The sequence below is a fragment of the Flavobacterium cryoconiti genome (genome assembly GCF_048158645.1).
Taxonomy (GTDB): Bacteria; Bacteroidota; Bacteroidia; order Flavobacteriales; family Flavobacteriaceae; genus Flavobacterium; species Flavobacterium cryoconiti.
Genome location: NZ_JBLNKW010000001.1, coordinates 505,709 through 530,711, shown reverse-complemented (window position 1 = coordinate 530,711; position 25,003 = coordinate 505,709). Strand labels below are relative to the sequence as shown.

General features: G+C 34.4%; 14 protein-coding genes. 7 read left to right on the top strand and 7 right to left on the bottom strand.

Going from position 1 to position 25,003, the window contains the following annotated elements; translation table 11 throughout:
* Positions 1-54: 54 nt before the first annotated feature.
* The 3 genes from ACM55H_RS02200 to ACM55H_RS02190 all read right to left on the bottom strand — a co-directional run bounded on the left by ACM55H_RS02200 (position 55) and on the right by ACM55H_RS02190 (position 11,532).
* Entirely contained in the window at positions 55-2,829 is a 2,775-nt protein-coding gene (locus ACM55H_RS02200) for a T9SS sorting signal type C domain-containing protein (RefSeq protein ID WP_416834951.1), read from the bottom strand.
* Positions 2,830-3,377: 548 nt separating this feature from the next.
* Entirely contained in the window at positions 3,378-7,073 is a 3,696-nt protein-coding gene (locus tag ACM55H_RS02195; protein WP_416834950.1) for a T9SS sorting signal type C domain-containing protein, read from the bottom strand.
* Positions 7,074-7,302: 229 nt separating this feature from the next.
* The gene (locus ACM55H_RS02190) at positions 7,303-11,532 is read right to left on the bottom strand and encodes a T9SS sorting signal type C domain-containing protein (RefSeq protein ID WP_416834949.1); all 4,230 of its coding nucleotides are present in this window, start codon (positions 11,530-11,532) and stop codon (positions 7,303-7,305) included.
* A gap of 513 nt (positions 11,533-12,045) precedes the next feature.
* Between ACM55H_RS02190 and ACM55H_RS02185 the strand changes: the two genes are divergently transcribed.
* Complete coding sequence (locus ACM55H_RS02185; protein ID WP_416834948.1) at positions 12,046-12,525, top strand: regulatory protein RecX; 480 nt, start codon at positions 12,046-12,048, stop codon at positions 12,523-12,525.
* A gap of 18 nt (positions 12,526-12,543) precedes the next feature.
* Here ACM55H_RS02185 and ACM55H_RS02180 read toward each other — a convergent pair whose 3' ends face one another.
* The 4 genes from ACM55H_RS02180 to ACM55H_RS02165 form a co-directional block, all read right to left on the bottom strand.
* On the bottom strand, positions 12,544-13,698 hold the full coding sequence (locus ACM55H_RS02180; RefSeq protein ID WP_416834947.1) for a beta-ketoacyl synthase N-terminal-like domain-containing protein: 1,155 nt from the start codon (positions 13,696-13,698) through the stop codon (positions 12,544-12,546).
* A 101-nt stretch (positions 13,699-13,799) separates the two neighbouring features.
* The gene (gene bioA / locus ACM55H_RS02175) at positions 13,800-15,071 is read right to left on the bottom strand and encodes an adenosylmethionine--8-amino-7-oxononanoate transaminase (RefSeq protein ID WP_416834946.1); all 1,272 of its coding nucleotides are present in this window, start codon (positions 15,069-15,071) and stop codon (positions 13,800-13,802) included.
* Positions 15,072-15,123: 52 nt separating this feature from the next.
* The gene (gene bioD / locus ACM55H_RS02170) at positions 15,124-15,741 is read right to left on the bottom strand and encodes a dethiobiotin synthase (RefSeq protein ID WP_416834945.1); all 618 of its coding nucleotides are present in this window, start codon (positions 15,739-15,741) and stop codon (positions 15,124-15,126) included.
* A 9-nt stretch (positions 15,742-15,750) separates the two neighbouring features.
* A complete protein-coding gene (locus ACM55H_RS02165) occupies positions 15,751-16,890 on the bottom strand; it encodes an aminotransferase class I/II-fold pyridoxal phosphate-dependent enzyme (protein WP_416834944.1) in 1,140 nt (379 codons plus the stop codon).
* A 296-nt stretch (positions 16,891-17,186) separates the two neighbouring features.
* On the opposite strand from ACM55H_RS02165, the gene ACM55H_RS02160 reads away from it, so the two are divergent.
* The 6 genes from ACM55H_RS02160 to ACM55H_RS02135 all read left to right on the top strand — a co-directional run bounded on the left by ACM55H_RS02160 (position 17,187) and on the right by ACM55H_RS02135 (position 24,916).
* Positions 17,187-17,726, top strand: a complete 540-nt coding sequence (locus ACM55H_RS02160) for a hypothetical protein (RefSeq protein ID WP_416834943.1) — start codon at positions 17,187-17,189, stop codon at positions 17,724-17,726.
* 473 nt (positions 17,727-18,199) lie between these two features.
* Positions 18,200-19,405, top strand: a complete 1,206-nt coding sequence (locus ACM55H_RS02155; protein WP_416834942.1) for a hypothetical protein — start codon at positions 18,200-18,202, stop codon at positions 19,403-19,405.
* A gap of 89 nt (positions 19,406-19,494) precedes the next feature.
* Positions 19,495-21,723, top strand: coding sequence for an FG-GAP-like repeat-containing protein (locus ACM55H_RS02150; protein WP_416834941.1), 2,229 nt, complete (start codon positions 19,495-19,497; stop codon positions 21,721-21,723).
* Positions 21,724-21,794: 71 nt separating this feature from the next.
* Positions 21,795-22,697 carry a hypothetical protein gene (locus ACM55H_RS02145; protein ID WP_416834940.1) on the top strand — a complete coding sequence of 301 codons (903 nt, stop codon included), beginning with the start codon at positions 21,795-21,797 and terminating at the stop codon, positions 22,695-22,697.
* 9 nt (positions 22,698-22,706) lie between these two features.
* A complete protein-coding gene (locus tag ACM55H_RS02140) occupies positions 22,707-24,263 on the top strand; it encodes a vanadium-dependent haloperoxidase (protein WP_416834939.1) in 1,557 nt (518 codons plus the stop codon).
* A gap of 230 nt (positions 24,264-24,493) precedes the next feature.
* Positions 24,494-24,916, top strand: a complete 423-nt coding sequence (locus ACM55H_RS02135) for a DoxX family membrane protein (protein ID WP_416834938.1) — start codon at positions 24,494-24,496, stop codon at positions 24,914-24,916.
* The last annotated feature ends 87 nt before the right edge of the window (positions 24,917-25,003 follow it).

Sequence of the window (25,003 nt, the reverse complement as noted above, 5' to 3'; positions counted from 1 at the left end):
AAAGCGCATTTTGTTTCAACAAAATGCGCTTTTTTTATAATACTTCAAGCCGTTTTAATAAATAATTTTCTTTGTTACAGTTTTACCATTTTCTAATATAATTTTAACAAGCAAGACTTGATCATTCATGACTAAATTTGGTAGCACTAATTTATTGGCATCAATATTTACTTTTTCATATACTGTTCTACCCAACAAATCATACACCTCAACTTTATTTATCACTTCAACCGATGAATCTATTTTTATCAGTTTATTTTTATTAGAGACTAAAACGGCACTATCCCCTTTATCAAAAGTGCCAGTCCCTAAAATTTTATCAGTAAACCGCAATACAAAACGATCATTGAAAGTACCTGATTCTGTAGTAAAAGTATAGGATCCTTCTTTTAGATTTTTAATAACCTTAGTGGTTTTATCTTCAATAAATACATTATGAGAAGCCAGTAAACCATCTACTTGATCGATGTCTATCGCAAAAGTACCATCAATAGTTGTTCTAAATCCTAACGGAACTTCATCTGTTTCTTCAAATGGCAAAGCCCTTCCTTGAATTACCAGATCCTTATCTTGATTAACACTATAAAAATCTAAATATTCATTTGCATCAAAACTTTCTCCATCAAAACTATTGTCATAATCATTCGTGGCACCTGCTATATATCCAACTAAAGTTTGTTTGAAAGCTCCTTGCATATTAGATAAATTCAACCAAACTCGATGTTTATCTACAACCTCTAATTTCTTTTTTATAGGACTAAATTTAAAAAAAATTGAATTTTGCCCAGCCTTACGCATACTGTTATTAAATATAATTGTACCGGCACCACTGATTTTCCCAGTTATAAAAAATGCCTGCCCAGAAGCAATATTCACGTCTGGCACAGTATTATTAACCCCTGAACTAATGGATTTTGCAGTATACGCTCCTCCTGTTAAGTTATAAGAAGCATAATCATCTGACGTATAAGCATTATTAGTTATAGCTGTATTATGTGTCCAGAAATAAATAGTACCATCCAAAGCACTTAAATTTGCAGTTAAAAACAAATTCGCATCTATTGCAGATGGATATGGATTTCCGATAAGATGAGATGTTTCTACCGAAGAAGAAGTTGGTACTGATATAGAAACATCTCCATTATTTGGGACACCTACAAAAGAGGCTTCATAAACAGACGGAGAACTTGAAGAATAATTTTCTGGCCCTTGAATAATGTATCCCTTACCCAAAACCATGGTAGTTGACGGTGCTGCACCAACCCATAAATCTGAAGCTCCATCAAAAGAATAAAACTTATCCGCAGAAGTAGCAGGAGAAACACCTGTCAATTGTTGACCTGCTACTGGTGACGACCAATAGGTATAATCAGAATTTAGAATTGCTGTAGTTTTTCGTTTGTAGGTTATGCTCCCTGAATTAGCAACATTATTTATTTGTACTAAACTTGCATTATTTTCAAATGTCAATGACCCTCCCGTTACATTAACACCATTAGTTATCGTTAAAGTATTTAAAAAGACTACAGCACCTGAAGTTACTTGGCAAGAACAACCAGCCAAATCAGATGAAGAGGTATAACCCCCACTAAAGACAATGTTTTTTGCACTCGTGGGTGATCCATTTGACCATGATGTTCCATTCCAAGTAGTGGTCAATGATAGTATCACCACGTTGCTTGAGGCTGATGAAGTGCATGTTCCATTAGACACGGTATAATTATAGGTTCCTGCAGATAGACCAGTAATAGTGGCATTAGTTCCCGTTCCAGTTATACCTCCCGGATTTAATGTCCAAGTCCCAGACGCTGGTAAACCACTTAAAACTACACTGCCCGTTGCCAAAGCACAAGTAGGCGGAGTAATTGTTCCTACACTAGGAGCTGATGGTGATGTGTTTACCGTAAGCACCCCATAGTTACCATTCTTTGTACAAGAAGCCGATGTGATTTTTGCTCTGTATTTATATTTATCCATTGCAACTGTAATACTACTAACAGTTAGCGTTGTTGTAGTTACTCCTGAATAAACAGCATCGTTTGCTAAATCATACCAGCCAGAACCATTATTTGTATTAACCTGCCATTGGTATCCAGGTGAAGCACCGGATGTCCCTACCGTAAATACCGCATTATAACCAGAACACGCAGCAACATTCGACGGATCAGTAACTGTAAATGAACAACTTCCTCCGTATATAATCGCATTAACTAAAGCTACCAGGACAGTAGTCTCTGTAGGAGTTGTTACTTGAGTTCCCGGTATAACATTAGGAATAAATAAGGAGGGATCAATTGTTACCGATGCATGAGGATTTACTGCATAAATTTGCTCATGTCCATCACCTCCGAAAGTATCAAACAAACCCCCAATATTCCCCCCTACTACAACATTTCCCTGCTTTTGTAATGTGGAAGTCAAAACACTGGTAAGATCACCAGCTATAACAACATTACTTTTCCAAAAATCAGTTGTCCCGTTATTAACATAATCACCATAAACTACAAGAGTAGTCAAGTCACTCCCAGAACCCATATCAAATATTCCTCCAGTATTGACCGTAAAATCATCATAAACAGTAAGCCGTTTAGTATCACTGATTGTCAAAATGCCAGAAACACTTAGAGTTTTAGCAAATGAATCAGCTGATATATTAACAATTTTCCCAAAAGGTATTACTACATCATGAGCTGCTGTTGGCACTAAATTCAAAGACCACTTTGAAGCCGTATTCCAATCACCATTAGATCCTGTATATGTATTTGTTTGTCCATTCACACGTATTTGGAAAAACATAAAAAAAACAACTATGGGTAAAAATTTTTTCATAATTCATCGTTTTTAAGATTCTTTAATAAACGCTTACTATAATAATTACTACATTATAATATCTATGATTTTGAAAATTTTAGGACTATCAATCCCTTTTTTAAGCTATTTATATCGTTTATTAATTCAAACTAATCAATATTACGAAGCTAATCCTATGGTTTGTTCCATACTAAGTATCTCTACTTAAGATTTATGGTGAATTTTATTTAGATAAATTATAGAATCTGTTCAAAATATAATTACAATAGATATTTATTATAATTACCCCTTTTCATCTTCTGATTCATTTACCCATTAATAGCAATTTGTCAGTTTAAGCATCACAATAAAATTATAAAAAAAATCGACAAAACACCATTTTATCAGTTAAAATACATTTTTTTGTAAATTATTTTATATTTTATAAGAAAAATACTCAAAAAAAATCCCGCTCTAATACAAATTAGAACGGGTTTTTATTATAAAGGTGCAGAATTTAATGCGCTATAAGGACCTGAAAAAGCGCAAATACCTGATTACAAGTATATATTATTTTTTAATTCTCTTTAATAAATAATTTTCTTAGTCACTGTTTTGCCATTTTGCAATAAAATTTTAACAAGCAATACTTGGTTATTTATGATTAAATTAGATATTGTTAATTCATTTAAATCTACATTTAATTTTTGATAAACCGATCTTCCCAACAGATCATACACCTGAACTTTATTTATCATCTCAACGGATGAATTGATTTTTATTAGTTTATTCTTATTAGAAACCAAAATCGTTTTTTCCAATGTTTCAAAGCTATCCGTATCTAAAGTTTTATTAGTATTGGTATATCGCAATACAAAACGATCATTGAAAGTACCCGATTCAGTAGTAAAAGTATAAGGTCCTTCTTTTAAGTTTTTAATACTATTTGTATTCTTGTCTTCAATAAAAACATCTTGAGACGTAAACAATCCATCAACTTCATCAATACCTATAGAAAAGGCACCTTCAATAGTAGAACTAAAGCCTAAAGAGACCACATCGTTTTCATCAAAAGGCAAAGCCCTTCCTTGTATGGTTAAATTTTTATCTTCATTTACACTGTAAAAATCGATAAACTGGTTTCCATCAAAACTCTCTCCATCAAAAGAATTATCATATCCATTAGTAGCATTAGTAACATAACCAAGTAAGGTTTGCTTAAAAGCGCCTTCTGCATTGGTTAGATTAAGCCAAATTCTATGTTTTTCTATTAAACTTGTAGTTTTTGAATTAGTCATCTTGAAAAACTGAGAATTATCTCCTGTTATACTACCTACACCAACCCTCATACTATTATTGAATGTAGCATTGCCACTAGCCTTACCTGTAGCAAAAAATCCCTGCCCTGATCCAATTTTACCGGAAGGTTTTTGCCCACCATTTGGAGCAACAGTACCTCCTTGTAAATAGGTTACACCATCTGTTCCAACTCCCCCTGTAAGATTATAAGAAGCGTAATCATTAGAAGAATAAACGTTATTGGCGATAGCTGTACTATGTGTCCAGAAATAAAGAGTTCCATCCAAAACCGAACTATTATCCGTTAAAAACTTATCTGCATCTAAAGCAGATGGATATGGATTTCCTATAAGATTTGAACTGTCTAATCCTCCAATTGGAACAGTGATTGTTCCATTATTTGGTACACCTTTAAAATTAGCTTCGTACAAGCCAGGAGGCGTTGGTGCAACATAATTTTCAGGACCCCGAATAATATAACCAATCCCTTTTACCATATTATTTCCCGAATTTTCCGGGGTCCAAACATCTGATATAGCATTATAAGAAAAAAACTTATCATAAAGGGTGTTTGGGGATACATTATACAATGTTTGTGGGGACACTGGAGAAGACCAATAGGTGTAGTCAAATTTACTTATTGAGTTCGTTTGTCTTCTATAAGTTATACTACCGGTATTTATTGCAGCATCATTTATTTGCACTAAACTAGAATTATTCTCAAATGTTAGGGTTCCAGTACCTAAAACATTAACCTCATTAGTTATTTTTAGAGTTCCACCAGATAAAATAGTTACCGATTTACCTGAATTTACCTGACAAGAACAAGCATTGATATTAGTCGCTGAAGAATAAAATCCATCAAAAATTATTTTCTCAGAACTTGTTGGGGCTAATCCAGTAGACCATACAGAACCATTCCAAGTATTAATAGCCTGATTATTAATAGTTACACCAGATGATGCTACAGAAGTACAAGTTCCCAGTGTAGCCGTTAAGGTATAACTTCCACTTGGTGCAGTTACTGTATTTCCCGAAATTGTAACTCCAGCTGATGGACTTGCAGCATACGTATAAGATGCATTATAATTAGTTATTGTAAAACTTCCTGTTGAGGTGCTACAGGTTGGCTGTATTACAGTGCTTAGAGTAGGTTGAGACGGTGCTGTAGGTTGCGCATTAATGGTTACACCAGATGATGCTACAGAAGTACAAGTTCCCAGTGTAGCCGTTAAGGTATAGCTTCCAGTTGGCGCAGTTACTGTATTCCCCGAAATTGCAACTCCAGCTGATGGACTTGCAGTATAAGTATAAGATGCATTATAATTAGTTATTGTAAAACTTCCTGTTGAGGTGCTACAGGTTGGCTGTATTACAGTGCTTAGAATAGGTTGTACAGGTGTTGTAGGTTGCGCATTAATGGTTACACCAGATGATGCTACTGAGGTACAAGTTCCCAATGTAGCCGTTAAGGTATAGCTTCCAGTTGGCGCAGTTACTGTATTTCCCGAAATTACAACCCCAGTTGATGGACTTGCAGCATAAGTATAAGATGCATTATAATTAGTTATTGTAAAACTTCCTGTTGAGGCGCTACAGGTTGGCTGTATTGCAGTGCTTATAATAGGTTGTACTGGTGTTGTAGGTTGCGCATTAATGGTTACACCAGATGATGCTACAGAAGTACAAGTTCCCAGTGTAGCCGTTAAGGTATAACTTCCAGTTGGTGCAGTTACTGTATTTCCTGAAATTACAACCCCAGTTGATGGACTTGCAACATACGTATAAGATGCATTATAATTAGTTATTGTAAAACTTCCTGTTGAGGCGCTACAGGTTGGCTGTATTACAGTGCTTAGAATAGGTTGTACTGGTGTTGCAGGTTGCGCATTAATGGTTACACCAGATGATGCTACTGAGGTACAAGTTCCATTAGAAATCGTATAATAATATGTCCCAACAGAAAGTCCTGAAATAGTTGTAGTTGTTCCTGTTCCAGTAGTTGTTGCAATTGAGGTACCGCTTCGTGTCAATGTCCATGTGCCTGATGCAGGCAAACCATTCAACACTACACTTCCTGTAGCTAAAGCACACGTCGGTTGCGTTATTGTCCCTACAACTGGCGCTGTTGGCAATACATTAACTAATACTGATATCGTTTCATTATTAGAATACGCATTACTGTTATAAGTTGTATTACAAGTAAAAGTAATTGTATAAGTACCCAAAATAGAATTGGAAATAATTGGGTTTTGAGTAGAAGTTGTTGTTATTGTATTATTAGGGTCTTTTATTGACCAACCATATGTTACTGTAGCTCCTTGAACCCCTGTATAACTTCCAAATAGGTTAATTTGGCTACCTTGACAAACAGGAGAATTAGAAGTCGCAATGGCATTAAGTGTACCACCACCTGCCATTACCTGAACAAATGTAAGACCAGTAGATCCGCCACCATTACAATACGCATATACGCTTGAACCAATATAAATATCTTGATTATGATTACAATCTCCATTAAGACCACTATAAGAGGGATTTGTACTACTAATTACTTGTAAACTTGCATTTGATGGCAATATTAAATTCGTTTTGTTTATAAAAGTAATTATTCCTAATAATGGAGTAACAATAATTGTTTGTGTAGTAAAATTAAAATCTGTCCCTGTACCACCAGTACCAACACCCGTTAATTCTAATGACCCGCTAATGGTAAGTGTACCCATTGATTGAGTTGAAATACCCGTATTTCCAATAGATATTGTATGACCTGATTTAATTTCCACAGCTCCGGTACCCGCAAATTGTCCTGCATATCCTTGTCCTGTAGTTGGTACTAACCAAGATGAACCATTCCAACGCAACCAACTTCCTAAAGTTGTCCAAGGTCCGCTTCCAGCAGTTTGATAATCTCCTACCGTTTGTGAAAAAACAACAGCCTGAACCAGCACTAAAAAAAGAGTAAAAAGTAATTTCTTAACCATATATCTGATGTTATTTTAATACGTTAATTTATAAGGTTAGGTTCTTGTAAAAGAAAAAACTTACATTAAAAAACAAATTAAAATAAACAATATCATAAAACACAATAAAGTCGTTGATAAGCATTTTTATTCGTTATACAACTGTTTTACACACAATTAAAAATTACCAAAAAAAATACCCTGTCCATTGAAAACAGACAGGGTGTTAATGTAAGTAATTTAATATTTTTTAATAAATAATTTTTCTGGTTACTGTTTGTCCATTTTTTAATACAATCTTCACTAATAAAGTTTGCTCGCTGGAAGTCAAATTTAAAATTGTCATTTCGTTGTTGTCAATGTTGATTTTTTTATAAATTAGTTTCCCCGAAATATCAAAAATCAAAATTTTATTAATCATTTCAGTTTCCGAATTAATCTTTATTTGTTTATTTTTAACCGAAACAACTACCTGATTATTTTCTTTGTCAAAATCTCCAGTTCCTAAGGTTTTATCGGTATAACGCAATACAAATCTATCATTGAACACGCCATTTTCTGTTTCAAAATTATAAGGTGATTGCTTCAAATTATGAATAACATTCAATAACCTATCTTCCAGATAAACAGTTTTATCCACAAATAAACCATCAACTTGACCAATACTTATTGAGAACTCTTCATTTACACTAGAACTATAGCCCAGAACCACTTTATCGTTTTCATCAAATGGCAACGATCTTCCTTGTATGGTTAAATTTTTATCTTCATGAACACTGTAAAAATCAATAAACTGATTCCCATCTAAACTTTCTCCATCAAAAGCAGTATCAAATCCTTCATTTGTAGCATTGGTAACATAACCAACCAGCATTTGTTTAAAAGCTCCTTTTTGATTTGTTAGGTTGAGCCAAACTCTATGTTTTTCAATCGTATTAACTATTTTTTGTTTTGAATTACTAAACTTAAAAAACTGCGAATTATCCCCAGTAATAGCTCCTACACCAACTCTCATACTATTATTAAACACCGCATTCCCATTAGCTATTCCTGTTGCAAAAAATGCTTGACCCGCAGCTATTTTACCTGTTGGAATTACCCCTCCACTAATTGCCGAAGCTGTGGCAATACCTCCAACACCGTTATAAGAAGCATAATCATCTGATGTGTAAGCATAAATTCCCGAACCGGCATATGCAGGAAGAACGATAGCCGAAGCTAATTGAATAGTTGTATTATGTGTCCAAAAATAAATTGTACCGTCAAGTAATGTTTTATTTGCAAATAAAAAAGCATCTGCATCTAAAGCCGATGGATATGGATTCCCTATAAGATTTGATGTTTCGGCAGTGGTATAAACAACTGGAAATGTGTAATTTCCATTATTTGGAACTCCAAAGAAAGAAGCTTTATGATATCCAGTCGGAGGATTAGGAGAAGGAAAAAACTGAGGCCCACGAACAATATATCCCTTTCCAATTACCATTGGAATTCCCGTATTAGCTTGATCCCAATAATCCGTAACTGGATTAAAGGAATAAAACTTATCCCAAAGTGTATTAGGAGACAGGTCATATAACGTTTGTGGTGAAACTGGAGAGGACCAGTATGTGAAATCAAATTTATTGATTAAAGTTGTATTTCGTTTATATTTTATGTTTCCTGCATTTACAGCCGCATCATTAATCTGAACCAAACTTGCATCATTTTCAAATGTTAAAGTTCCAGCTCCTACTCCTGTTCCTAAAACAGTCACTTCATTAACTATTTTCAAAGTTCCTCCTGACAAAATGGTTGCTGAAATACCTGCGCTTACCTTGCAGGAACAACCATCAACATTAGTTGCTGATGAATAAAATCCATTAAAAACAATATTGTCTGAAAGAGTCGGTGTTCCATTAAGCCAAGTTGATCCATCCCATGTTTTTGTAATCAATCCTATTACAGGTACATTTGTAGACTGAGATGAAGTACAAGTACCATTAGAAACTGTATAATTATAAGTTCCTGCTGCAATTCCAGAAATAGTAGTACTTGTACCTGAGCCAGTATATCCTCCTGGATTTATTGTCCATGTGCCTGAAGACGGCAAACCGCTTAATACAACACTCCCAGTTCCTATGGCACAGGTGGGCTGGGTTATTGCCCCTACTATTGGAGCTGACGGAGTTGATGGTTGCGGATTTACTGTAACACTTTTTACTGATGAAATACACCCTGATGCATTTTTTGCAGTAACACTATAGGTTCCAACTCCCACAGAGTTAAAAACACCTGTTGTATTTGTATAGTTAACCCCATCTATACTATATGTTATTCCTGAACCCGTTGGGGCAGTAATTGTTATTGTCCCAATAGCACTTGAACAACTAGGTTGTGAGGTTACACTTGCAGTTGGTGTGGCTGGAGAACTACTGCTTAAACTAACCCATAAATAACTTTGACCAGTGTTACCACATCCTAAATTATTAGCATATACTGAAATATTATTACTTTGTGATGTTGTTCCTGTTGTAACTACTAAAGAAGCAGTTCCTTGTCCGCTAACATAAGTCCATCCTGTCGGAATAACCCACGTATAACTAGACGCATTCGCTACAGGTGCAATACTAAATGTTACAGCTGTTGATGCACAATACGTTGTTCCTGGTGATGCAGCAATACCAGCACCACCATTTACTGATATCAACCCGGGTGTTGAAACAGTACCATAAACTGTAATTTTAACTGAATTTGAGTACAATAAATTACACCCACCGTTTTTCACTACAGCACGATAATAAGTATCGGTAGTAAGGTTACTGGCAGTATAAGGAGATCCTGTATTTGCAATAGATGTACCTGCAGTAGCAAAATTATCAGTCGAAGATTCCCATCTGACGATGCTTCCTGTATATCCTGATAATGTTAAATTAGTGCTATTAGACCCTGAGCAAACATTAGTATTAGCAGGCGTTAAAGTTCCGGCAACTGTTGTTGCTGATACTGTGACAAAAAAATATGCCGCTCCTGAAGTACCGCAACCATTGGTCGCCGTAACAGTAATATTACCTGAACCAGCAGAACCAGTGGTTACAGTAATTGAATTAGTTCCTGCACCACTTGTTATTGTCCCTACTGGAACTGTCCAGTTATAAGTAATTGCATTTGGAACAGCAGCAACACTATATACCTGTCCCGTTGTTGTTGCACATTGAGCAGTTAAACCTGTTATTGTGCCAGGTGTAGCTGGGGCAGCCGGGCTAATTACAAAAGAAACAACATTACTATTATTACTACAACCTGCATTTACATTACTTGTTATTACACGTCGATAATATCTGTTTAAACTACCAGTTGCTGCTGTAGCTGTAATAATAGGAATAGTATAATCTTCATTAGTAGCTAACGAAATATTTGCCCAAGTTGAATTATCAGATGAAGACTGCCATTGATATGTTATGGTTCCCGCAGGAAACCCATATGCTGTAAAACTAGAGCCATCTAATGTAGTTGTAAAAGGTGAACATACATTAATAGTAGACTGTACTACTGTATTCAAAGTACTTAACGATTTAATATCAAAACCTACCTGACTTAACCCTCCATTTTCGTAAAAATCATAAATCAAATTACTACTTCCTGAAAGATATACCATAGAATAACTTGTTTGGATACCATGATCATTCCAATTATCATAAACCCTTGTACCGTCTACATAAAGTCGATTTCCATCATCTCCCTTTAGAGTAACTATATAACAACCTGCAGCCTTAGTTGATTTCATGCTATATCGAACTGCAAAACTTTGCGCATCTATATTTACTAAATTAGCTCCGTTTGACAAAACAGGAAAACAATAATTATTTGCTGCAGCACCTCCTCCAGAAAATTCTTGATAAAAATTCTCTGATTCAGTATAATAACCTGCATAGCTAGCCGATAAATAAGGATTCGTATTTATTGGAACTGTTGTTGGAGATGCTCCTCCTGGAGAACCGCCGGCTATATAATTGTATATATGACCTGTCCAAGAATCTGTGCCTTGAGCCGTTTGTGAATCTTGGGTGTTTCCTAGACTTACTAGTGTCAAGGTAAGCGCTCCACCAGCTGAATTATCATTTAAACAAGAGCCTTTTGATAAAAGAATTTTTATTTGTCCAGAAATTGTAGAAGTCCAGTTTAGTATAGTAGCAGTATTGCCACCACTTCCTGTAACAGCTGGAGAAAAACTTGCATTAGTTGAGGCATCCAGAACAGTAAGATTTTCTTGACCAGTAAAAACATTTCCAACAGAAAAAGTATAAGTATACCCTTTTACAACATTTAATAAAACATATTGACCTGCATTTACGGTTGCAGTAGTGATAGGGCTATTATTATCAATACAAAAAGTATATGTTCCTACAGACGTAAGTGGAGTGCCAGTGTAAGCACACTGCCCATAACCTATTACAATATTTAAAAAAAGTGAAACTACAAGAAGTGAAAATTTATTCATTAAGGGGCTTGGGATCTAACTGAAATTTATTTGACAAATACTATTTAGTGTTTTAAAAAATACCTTTCAACTAAATAATTTAGCAGAGAAAATATTTAACATGTTTTAAGTATTTAAATACTAATTACTTATCTTACAAATATACTCTGCACGCATGGCTTTTCAAAACAAATTAAATTTTATCGACTAAAGACCATTTTAATCGATTTTATACCATTTTGTTTAATAAATAAAAAATAAATAAATATTTAAAAACATATTAATCAATAAATTAAATTAAAAAATTAAAAAAATGAGTTAAACAAAATAAATGATAATTCAGGCTATAATTATTTTAAAAAAAAATACGAAAACGTAATAGTAAAAAGAATCTACCTTATTTAATTCTAAGAAATAATAGTTCAAAACCAAAATCCATGTTTTATATTTCAAAAAATAAATGATTAAAATGTTATTTTTGTCTCTAATCTATTTCTATTATTCTTTGCACACTTACACATTTTCACCATAATCATGAATGATATTTTTTCCATAAAAGAAGCCATACATAAGATAGAACATTTTTGCGCCTATCAAGAACGTTGTCATGAAGAAGTGGTGCAAAAATTGAAAAGCATGAAGATGGATTCCGAAGAAATTGACATTATTATGGTGCATATCATCAATGATAATTTCCTCAATGAAGAGCGGTTTGCCTGTAGTTTTGCCAGAGGAAAACACCGCATTAAACATTGGGGAAAAATTAGAATTGTAAACGAATTAAAGTCAAAAAAAATAACTCAAACGCTTATCAATATTGCATTAAAGGAAATTTCTCCTGAGGAGTATGCAACAACTTTTCACACTTTAGCAGAAAGACATTGGGGATCCATACGAGAAACTAATTTGATGAAAAAACGTAAAAAATTATGTGATTATATGTTACGCAGAGGATTTGAAAGCAATTTAGTCTTTGAAAAAGTCAAAGAGCTGGAACATTTGAAAGAGGAATAAAATATTTACAATCCTAAACTACAAACTCAAAAGTACGCTAACTGCATTTCCACCAAAACCAACCGCATTAATCAATACTTTCTTAATCGGTTTTATCTGTAATTGTGCTTCCGCAAAAGGAACTCCGATGAACCTATTGTGCTGCATCATCATAATGGCCAATTCCATACTGAGTATTCCTGAAGCGCCAAAGGTGTGTCCAATTTTCCATTTATTGGTAGTCAATAAAGGAAGTGTTTCACCAAAGACTTTCTCAATGGCTCTGTATTCAGTCAAATCGCCTTTTATCGTTCCAGGTGCGTGCATGACAATCGCATCTACTTCGGATAAATCCGTATTTTGCAAAGCCATTTTCATTGATTTCTGGAAACAAGTCGCTTCCGCCGAAATGGAAATATTATGTTCCAAAATTTCTGTTGCATAACCAATTCCTTCGATATAAGCCAGTGCGTTTTCTTTTTTACCAATTTCGAGACAACAAACTCCGGCACCTTCGCCAAGAATCATCGTACTTTGTTTCTTTTCTAAATCAAGAGCACGATTGGGATATGTCTCTTCACTATTCGAATAAATTTTCAGCGCCCGCATTTGCGCAATCGTAAAATCAGTCAGAGGCGCTTCGCTACCTCCAACTAGAAATTTATCAGCCATTCCAGACCGTAGCCAAGCCACTCCATTTAATACTGCATGCAAAGCGGTAGAACAGGTTATAGAATGTGAGATTTCCGGACCAGAACTTTGCAAATCATGGCTCACCCACGAGGAAATATTTCCCAGAGTTGTTGTAGGAGAAGCAAGTGTATGCGCTTTTCCTGTTTCTAAATATTCTTGATAATGCTTTTCGAATAAATCAGTAGCACCGCGAGAAGAACCAATGTTGATTCCAAAAATATCATTTTGAGTCCAACCTGCATGTTGCATCGCTTTCCTTGAAGCCGCCATAGCATACAAAACTGATTTGTCTAATGATTTGTATTTATTGTCTGATTCTCGTAAGTCGGCAATAACTTGTTCCGAATTAGCATCTAAAACTGCCACAAAGGTTTTTTTGTTGTCTAAATTATGCTCCGTAAAACAATGATTTTCATTAAGATAATTTTCCCAAATCACGTCTGATGTATTCCCTAAAGGTGAAATGGAAGCAATGGCAGTTATGGAGATTGTTTGAGACAAAATAGTGTTGTTATTTAAGTGCAAAGGTCGCAAAGTTTTTTACAAAGTTCACGAGGGTTTGAAAATTTATACATTCAAAATGCCGCTTTATTGTTATAAATTTAAGCTATTTCTAACGCCTTTTCGACCACTTGATATACTTTTTGCAATTGCGCATCGGTGATAATATAAGGAGGCAAAATGTAAACTATATTCCCAACAGGGCGCAGGATTATTCCATTTTCGATAAAAAAATCATAGAGTTTGTTGCGCAAAGTTCCATAATAACTGGCAGCACTGTCGGTTTTTATTTCTAAAGCAAAAATGACTCCGAGCACACGCGTTGTGGTTACTTTTGGATGATTTTTTATGTATTCCTGAAAACCCAGATGACTTTGATTTACACGGGCAATATTAGCTTGCATTTCATCGGTTCGCAACAATTCAAAACTGGCCAAAGCCGCCGCACAACCTGTAGGATTTGCCGTGAAAGTATGTCCGTGAAATAATGCTTTATTAATATCCTCATCATAAAAAGCCTCGAAAATTTCTTGGGTAAAAGTGGTAATTGCCATAGGAATAGTACCGCCGGTCAATGCTTTTGACAAACACATCATGTCTGGTTTTTCTACCTGATAATCCGTAGCAAAAGTTTTTCCTGTTTTTCCAAAACCGGTCATTACTTCATCCGCAATGGTGAGCACTTTATTTTGCTGACAAATTCGCATTAATTGATCCAATGATTCTGGTTCATACATCACCATTCCTGCCGCTCCTTGAACCAATGGTTCGTAAATAAAGCCAGCGCAGTTATTCTCTTTTATTACTTTATTCAGTGCATCGTAACTTTCCTGTTCTTTTCCTTTTACAGGAACTGGAATCCGAACCACATCAATGAACATCCCTTGAAAAGCTTGTGTGTAAAAGGAAATTCCGCTTGCCGCCATTGCCGCAAAGGTGTCGCCATGAAAAGCATTTTCGAAAGCTATTATTGTAGTTTTCTTTTCCCCTTTATTGAAAAAATATTGCAGTGCAACTTTAATAGCAACTTCAACAGCTGTAGAACCATTATCAGAAAAAAATATTTTTTGCTGGTTTTTTGGTAAAATCTCCATCAATTTTTCGGCAACCAAAATAGCTGGCTCATGCGTAAATCCACCAAAAAGCACGTGTTCTAATGTGGTAAGTTGTTTGTAAATCGCATCGGCTATAAATTTATTCGAATGTCCATAAGGATTCACCCACCAGGAAGCGATTGCATCAATGTATTCTTTATCATTTTCATCCCAGAGCAAAGCGCCTTCGCCTTTTTTAATGGCAATTGGTAACGCTGCGGTTTTATGTTGTGTATATGGATGCCAAAGATATTGGCTGTCTCTTTCTGTTAAATTCATTTGAATTTTTGATTAACGATTGCTGATTTCAGATTTCAGATTTCAAAATTAGTTACAACTCCAATAAGTTATCCCGAAACAAATCAGCATATTCTTTTATTACATTTTGGTCAAAATATGGTTCTTGCTCAATTCTTCCAATGCATTTTATACCTGTTTTATTCAAAATTATTGTTTCTGTAGCTTTGTTTTCTTCACCATTAAAAATAATTCCAGCAATGTTTATTTTTCGGTTTTGCAACGCTTCAATGGTGAGCAAAGTGTGATTGATACTTCCTAAATAATGTCTGGAAACAACAATTACTTTATAATCGGGTTGAATCAAATCGATAACCGAATCTTTCTCATTTAATGGAACAAAAACACCTCCAGCACCTTCAATTACTAAATGATTAGCCGTTTTAGGCTCGGTGATTTTCTTTAAATCAATAATGACCCCGTCTAATTCTGCTGCTAAGTGCGGACTTGCCGGCGTATTCAAAGCATAACTATTAGGATGAATTACAGTTTTCTTATTAGACAATAGTAATTTGATTTTATGACTGTCCGAATTTTCTAAATCGCCTGCTTGGATGGGTTTCCAATAATCAGCTTCTAGTGATTCCGTTATAATGGCTGATGCAATAGTTTTACCTACATCGGTAGATATACCTGTGATGAATAGTTTCATTTTTTTGTTTTAAAAGACAAAAGTACTCAACAATCGTAATACTTCGGAGATTTCTTCTTTTGAATTAAAGCTGTGCAAACAAAATCGCAATCGCTCTTGCCCTTCGGAAACGGTAGGAGATAAAATAGCTTTTACATCAAATCCTTTTGCTTGTAGTTTTTGGGCTATGGATTTAACATTTTCATTTCCCGGAATAATAGCTGATTGAATTGCTGATTTACTTCGAACAAACAATTGTTTTAAACCCAATAAATTCTTCTCCTGATTGAAATGAATAATGTTTGCTCTAAGCAGTTCTATATTTTGTTTTTCTCTGTCTAAATCGTGGTAACCCATTAAAATCGTAGCAACCGAATGTGGCGAAAGTCCTGTGGTGTAAATAAAACTTCGGGAAAAATTCACTAAATAATCCCTCAATTCTGAAGAACCTAAAATCGCGGCGCCATGACAACCCAATCCTTTTCCAAAAGTCATAATGCGGGCAAAAACCTGATCTTGCACCTTTAAATACTGAACTAATCCTTCCCCTTTTGAACCAAAAACGCCCAAAGCATGTGCTTCATCAACAACTAAATAACAATTGTGTTTATCTGACAGCTGTACTAATTCTTCAATATTTGGTGTATCGCCGTCCATCGAAAAAACTGATTCGGTAACAATATAAATGACAGGATTTTGATTTCGAAGAATTAATCGTTCCAAATCCTCAAAATCATTGTGATTGAATTTATAGGCTTTGGCATTCGACAATTGAATTCCATCCCGAATGGAAGCGTGACACAATTCGTCGTATAAAATTAAATCTCCTTTTTGCGGAAGCGAACTAAAGAATCCAACATTGGCATCATAACCTGAATTAAAAATTAACGCTGATTCCGATTTATGAAACTGTGCGATGAAATTTTCAGTTTCCTGATATAGTCTATGATTTCCGGATAATAATCTGGAACCCGTTGCACCGTTTTGAACATCATTAGTTTCAATTAAATACTGGTGCGTTTCATAAAAAATAGTTGCAGATTTAGACAATCCAAGATAATCATTGGAAGCAAAATCAATCCCTTTACTAGATAAAGGCAATTTCCGCAAGGCATTATTTTGCTTTCGGGCTTCAAGTTTAACAGATAGATTTTCTGGAAATTTTCTCATACGTTACAAAAATAAGCATCTTTTTCGGTTTATATATTTTGGATCATTTTTGTTTGATAACTTTTTAAAATTAATATGTTTATGAGGCATTCATTCCGTTTCCAAATTACATTACATTATTCATAAAAATTAAATTCTTTAAAAATTAACAAATGAAAAATAATAGTTGAAACAAAATTGATAAAAATTTACGAAAACGGTTTCGATTCAACGCTTTGTTAAAGTTATGTTAAAATTATCTTAAAATTCACTTCAAAGATATTTCGTTATAAAATAGTTTTCTACTTTCGACCATTATGAAACGAATTGCATCACTTTTCTTATTAGTAACATTGTTTTACAATGTTCTGGGATACTATCTGATGTTTGCTTATCAACAAGAGCAAGCATGGGTAAGTAGTATGGAAAAAGCACCTAGTTCAGAGATGCATGTAATAAAATTGAATGCTACTTTGTATTCTTTCATCGAAGACACTGATTTTGAATATGTAAATGAAGATGTTGTTATTAACAATAAAAGTTTCCATATTTTCAAAAAAAGAATTCAAAATAACATCCTAAGCCTTTATTATCTTCACAATTCACATCAAGATGCGATAGGCAAAGACTTAAAGGACATTGTTGACAATCAATTATTCAATGGCGCTTCCTCAAAAGATACTCCTGTAAAAAAACTGATGAAATCTTTTCTACAAGATTACATCCCAAACAATACTGTTGCTGTTGATTTTTCTACAAAAACAGCTATAACTTCGATTGAACCTATCATTACACCAAACATGGCATTAGATTCTGGATACTTTTCTTTATCGTATTCTCCACCAGATATCGCATAATCCTCTTTTATTTCTTGTGAAATCTTTCACAGAGGTAAGCATTTGCAAAAGCATTATATTCATGATTGCTTAAGCTAAAATGTACATTAATTACAAATATTTAAAATTTACCAATAAAAAACACAAACCATTATGCTGTGTTTTTAAAAGCTTCTCGTTTTTGAGAGTAAAATATTGGCCTATTTTCTATTTTTAATTTGTAGTTGCGTTTTTATACTTTCTAAGTCAAGACTTAAATTCATTTGCAAATTCAAAAAATGGATTTCTTAAAACCATTTGTTCGAAGCAATCTTTTATCCATTCATTTTCTTTGTAAACTAGAAAAAAAAATTGGCGAAAGCCAAAGAAAGCACCAATTTACAAAGTTAAGAAATCTATTATCCAGCTTACATTTTTTAATACCGACCTACTCTATCGCGAAAGAAGTTGTGTTGGTGAATTTTATACTATTAACCATTCAAACAAACCAAACCTTGAAAAATTTATCTTTTTTACATTCCGCTTTTATTTTTATTTTATTCCTTACAATTGCTTTTAATACTCAAAACACGAACGCTCAAGGTTGTGTAGCCGTGCGTCAAATGGGAGGACAAAACATGAACTCTTCCAATTCTTATGATCTAAGTGAAGGTGAGTTCCAAGTTGGAACCAATTACCGCTATTTTCATTCTTGGAGACACTTTGTTGGCAAAGAAGAACAACCACAACGCCAATTAACTGGAGGTGGATTTGATGCAAATGGAAAAGAACGCGGTAATGCAGTAAACATCTATTCTCATGCAGTCGATTTAAATATTTCTTATGGGTTAACTGATCGTATTCAGTTGAACGCAACATTACCTTATGTAAACAATGAGCGTTCTCAAATATTGAGACAAACTACACCAGTAAAAAACACCTATCGTTATAGTGTTTATGCTGATGGAATTGCTGATGCACGTTTAAGCGTAAACTATTGGGTTTTTGATCCTAAAACGGCCAAAAAAGGAAACCTTATGGTGGGATTAGGTGTGAAATTAAATACAGGTAGTCATGACCGAAGAGATGATGCCCCACAAGCAGACGGAACCACTAAAAGTGTTGTAATGGATCAAGCCATTCAACCTGGTGATGGAGGTGTGGGTTTTTCAGTAGAATTACAAGCCTTTAGACAATTAACAGGGCGTCTTTATGGTTTTGCAAATGGATATTATTTATTTAATCCAAGAGAATCTAATGGTACTTTTAAATCGGCCCCAAAAGCAGGATTAGAAGGTTATAATATATATGCATCTCCTGATCAATATTTTGGACGTGCAGGATTTATGGCTGCTGTTGACAAAAAAGAAAATTTCACCGTATCATTGGCCGGAAGATTTGAAGGAATTCCAGCCTACGATGCTTTTGGCGGTCAAGTAGCGTATCGTCGCCCTGGATATGTAATTGCTGTTGAATATGGCTTTTCATATCGTATAGGAAATCACGGCTTAAGTTTATATATCCCTTACAATATTGTCAAAAACCGTATTCAAAGTGCTGCTGACATTGCTGATCAAAATTTACAAAATTCAGTAATAACAGATCCAAGTAAATATGTTCACGTTCAAGGTGATGCAGCTTTTGCTGATTACTCTATCAATGTTGGTTATTCATATCGCTTCAATTTAAATAAAAAAATGAAAATGACTATGAAGCATTAATTTTCATTCCATTATTAGAGGAAAACATTATCTCTCTAATAATGGAATCAGATAATTCATCTTAAGAAAGGAAATTAAATTTTTAATAAATGAAAACCATATATATATTCGTCTTGTTTTTACTTTCTTTTTTCACACAATCATGTGAGAATTTTAGAAACCCTAATGACAAAATGGTCGAAATTTTAGCTGCAAAATACAAGCAGTTTAGTGTCAAAGACAATCCTTTTTGCCCAGAGGCAGAATTAACTTTTTTTGATTCTTTATCAAAAGCACCAGCTGAAACAAATAATCGGTTTATAGCTACTTTTTACAAAGGGAATAGTCTTTTGAAGTTGGGGAAAGAAAATGAATCTGTAGCTACTTTTGAATCTATTATTCAGAGAATAGGGATGTCAAATAATAATAGTCCAGAAGTATTGCGAAGTATGGCACTCTCCTATATGCGTTTAGGCGAACGACAAAACTGCGTTACCAATCACTCGACTGAATCCTGTATCATGCCCATCAAAAATTCAGGAATACACCTAAAACAGTTAGGTTCTAAAAAAGCAATTGAAGTTTATGAACTTCTTTTAAATAACTTTCCTGATGATTATGAGTCGAGATGGCTATTAAATATTGCCTATATGACATTAGGTGAATATCCATCAAAAGTTCCTGCTAAATGGCTTATTCCTAACTTGGACAAAGACAATTCTAATTATGCCATTAAGCCTTTTGTAGATGTAGCTCCTAATTTGGGCATTAATAATCGAAACATGGCAGGTGGAATCATTATGGATGATTTCAATAACGATAATTATTTGGATCTTATAACTTCTGATTGGAGCTTAAATGGGGCCATGCACTATTACCAAAATGATAAAAAAGGGGGATTTATTGATTATTCTAAAAAATCTGAATTAGGGCGTTTCAAAGGTGGATTAAATATGATTCAAGCGGATTATGACAATGACGGCGATGTAGATATTTTTGTTTTAAGAGGAGCATGGATGGGAAATTACGGAAATCAACCCAACTCTTTGTTAAGAAATAACGGCGATGATACCTTTACCGATGTAACAATCAAAAGTGGTTTATATTCTGAACATCCCACGCAAGCCGGGGTATGGAAAGATTTTAATAATGATGGATGGCTGGATTTATTTATTGGCAATGAAAGCCGACCAGAATTAAACGAAATTAATCCTTGCGAATTATACATCAGCAATCAAGATGGTACTTTTAAAGAAGTTTCGGTTAAAGCAAATTGTGCAGTTGTAGATTTCGTAAAAGGAGTTACAGCTTGTGATTATAACAATGATGGTTTAGAAGATTTATATGTGTCGGGTAATAGAGAAAGAAAAACCTTGCTCAAAAACACGGGAATAAAAAATGGCATTCCTCAATTTGAGGATGTAACGCAAAAAGCTGGTTTAGCAGATATAAAAGTCGGAACATTCCCAACCTGGTTTTGGGATTATGACAATGATGGATGGCAAGATCTTTTTGTATGTGGCTATAAATTTGATTTTAGCGTTGCTTATACTGCTGGAACAGAAGCATTAAATATTCCTAACAAAGCCAGTAAAATGTATTTATACCACAATAATCACGATGGTACATTTACCAATGTTTCTGAAAAAGCAGGTTTAAATAAATCTGTATTTGCAATGGGCTCTAACTTTGGCGATATCGACAATGATGGCTATTTAGATATGTATTTGGGAACTGGAAATCCCGATTATAAATCCCTTGTTCCAAATCGTCTTTTTAGAAATATGGGAGATGGCAAGTTTGCTGATGTTACCGTTTCTGGTAGAGTTGGTAATTTGCAAAAAGGACATGGAGTTGCCATTAATGATTTAGACAATGATGGTGATGCAGATATTTTTATAGAGGTAGGTGGTGCTTACATTGGAGATTCTTTCAACAATTCCTTATATTTAAACCCAGGCCAGAATACGAACCGTTGGATAAATCTGCAATTAGAAGGAACAAACACGAATCGCTCTGCAATTGGGACACGAATTAAGATTAGCTTCAAAGAAAATGGTATTAAAAGAGTTGTTTACAGAGAAGTAAACTCTGGCGGAAGTTTTGGAGCATCGGCATTGAGAAGAGAAATAGGCATTGGTCAAGCAAATATGATAGATGAGATAGCTATTACTTGGTCTAAAACCCACAAAACACAAATTTTTAAAAATATAAAGCCAAATCAATTTATTAAAATAAAGGAAGGAAGTACTATTATTGCTAAAGAAAAAATTAATAAAATAATTTTTCCTAACAAAAGTCAGAATTCAGTTATATGCAAAACTATTGCTATGCAATAAACAAACATATTTATACTAAAGCAATCCATAAATTAAACACCAATTATTAACAACTAACCTTTTTACTGAAAATGAAAAAATTTTACCTGAGCTGCCTACTGTTGGCATCTTTATTTATGAATGCTCAAACAGATACTGACGGTATCATGATGAGTAAAAACAATTTTTGCGTTGGAGCAATATATCAATACAGTAGCTGGGATCAATACTGGGAAGGATCTCTTAAAAGAGAGAATCTAAATCTTGGTACCGTATCGACAAAATCCATTGGACTTATGGGAAATTATGGTATCTCAGATAAATTAAATGCTATTTTTAGTGTGCCGTATGTAGAAACTAATGCTTCTGCCGGAACTATGAAAGGTCAAAAAGGAATTCAAGATCTTTCGCTTACGCTAAAATACATGCCTTTGGAAAAAACAATTGGCAAGTCAACTTATTCCATTTATGCATTGGGAAGTTTTTCAACTCCTCTATCCGATTATCCTGCTGATTATTTACCCTTAAGCCTTGGTTTACGAAGCAAAACAGCTTCATTGCGATTAATGGGAGATTATCAGCGAGGAAACTTCTTTACTACAATCTCTGGGGCTTATGTAAAAAGAGCAAACATAACTATAGATAGAAATGCTTATCTAACTGACGAAATCCATTATACGAACGAAGTCGATATGCCGGATGCCATTTCAGTGAATTTTAGAGCTGGTTATCGTTCTAATAGATTGATTGCCGAATTTGTTATAGACAATTGGGTAACCCAATCTGGAGGATTTGACATTACAAAAAACAATATGCCTTTTCCAAGTAATACTATGAATGCACTAAAATATGGTGTTAATTCAAAATATACATTTAAAAAAATACCTGAATTATCTCTTGTAGCCGGTTATAACTATGTGGTAGAAGGTAGAAACGTTGGAAAATCAGACACCTTCTATGGTGGTTTGTTTTATGTGATTAATTTTAAAAAATAGCAAATTAAGATGAAAAATAATATACAAAAAACAGCCTATACTACTCTTCTGGCTTTATTTCTTGCCTGTACTTATTCGTGTAGTGATGATATTACCGAACGAAACGAACAATTTCATGCTTTAAACCCTACCAATACAGACGATTTAGCTGGAACTTGGAAAACTTTTTTATTAACAACTCCGAACGAATTACCACTTGATGCACCCGTCGCCACAAATACGCCTGCATTCACAAGAGAAATCAATGAAATAAAAAGCTACCAAGTCAACATATCAGAAGACCAAAAAAGGATAATAAAATATTGGAGCGCTGGTGGTGTTTTGCGTTGGAATGAAATCATGCGAACTTTAGTGGCAAGACACAACCGTCCTCCTTATCAAAATGAAGACGGAACCTATCCTGCACCATCTGCGGCGAATCCTTTTGCAAATCCGCAATTCCCATTTTCAAATCCACCATATGCAGCTAGAGCTTATGCTTATGTAAGTGCGGCGCAATATGATGCAATGGTTGCCACTTGGTATTATAAAAAACTATACAATAGAGCAGCTCCATTTACAGTTGACGCAACTTTACAAGTTTTAATTCCAAAAAGTCCTATGCCTTCTTATCCTTCAGAAGACGGTGTATTATCTGGTGTTACTGTTGAATTATTAAAACTATTGTTCCCAACTGAAATCGCATACATTGACGGAAAAGCAGAAGAACAAAAACTATATCGTATTATTAGTGGTGCTAATGTTCGAAGTGACGTAGAAGCCGGCATCATTTTAGGAAGAAAAATTGCCGCCAAATTTATTGCACGTGCCGGTACAGATGGAGCTGGAGCTGCTATAGGAACCCCTGCAATTTGGACTCAATTAGAAACGCAAACCGCAGCAACTGGAGAAACGCCATGGAAATCTTTGGATTTACCGGCAAGACCACCTATGTTGCCATTGTTTGGAAAAGTAAAATCATTCCTTATGACCCCTGCTATGGTTGTCGCCAGTCGTCCAGTAGCACCGCCTTCCACAAAATCAGAACAATTTGCAAAAGAATTAGCTGAAATAAAAAATTATGGTAATAATCCATCTAGAAAGAACATGGAAATTGTTACTTTTTGGGCTGATGGTGTAGGAACTTATACACCACCTGGGCACTGGAATGCTATTGCATCAGAGTCATTTGTAGAACAAAATTATAGTGAAGTGCGATGGGCAAGAAATATGGCATTATTGAATATTGCCATGATGGATGCTGCCATTAGCTGTTGGGATGCTAAGTATACTTATTTTAATCCAAGACCATCACAAATGGATCCTTCTATAAAAACAATGACCGGAACGCCTAATTTCCCTTCTTATGTATCAGGTCATTCTACTTTTAGTGGTGCTGCCTGTGTCGTTTTATCACATTTCATTCCTGCAAAATCACAAAGTTTTATAAATATGGCAAAAGAAGCATCTGATTCTAGAATGTTTGGCTGTATTCATTACAGAAGTGATTGCGAAAAAGGACTTCAATTAGGCGAAAAAGTAGGTGCATTTGCCGTTGCAAGAGCCACTACGGACGGAGCTGAATAATTTAAATAAATGAGTTGATACTTTGTTTTAATGGTTTGTTTTAATATTTCATTTTATCAGCTACAGCCTAACAGACGTTGGAAATCTGTTAGGCTTTTTATTCTTTAACTATTGAACTTCAAAATACAATAACAATCTTTTCTGATGTCGAAAAACAGGAAACGCATACAACTAGCAATTTCATTATGAAACCAACATTCAACCTCCTTTATTTTAGATTTAGCAAAAAAATGGAAAAACACAGTGTCAATATGATGCGAATTTCTCTTGCAATTGTCTATGTCTGGTTTGGTGCACTGAAAATTTTTGGAATGAGTCCTGCAGGGGAATTAGTAGAACAAACAGTTTATTGGTTTAAACCAGAAATATTTATTCCAATTCTTGGCATTTGCGAAGTAATTATTGGCCTTGGTTTGCTCATAAAACGATTTATTCCTTATACAATTGTATTGTTATTGATGCATATGGCAGTTACATTTTTTCCTATTTTTATACTAAAAACAGTTTGTTTTGATGCTTTTCCCTACTGTCCTACTTTAGTTGGACAATACATAATTAAAAATCTTATTTTAATTTCAGGAGCTCTTGTAATTGCAGCAAAATACAATGAAAAGTATTATGCTGAAATGAATTCGAAACTAATTATAAAATAAAAATAAAAATTTGCTAAGGCATAATCTAAGATTATCTATTTTTATAATTACAGATAAAACAATTAGTAATTAATAAACGTGTTAATC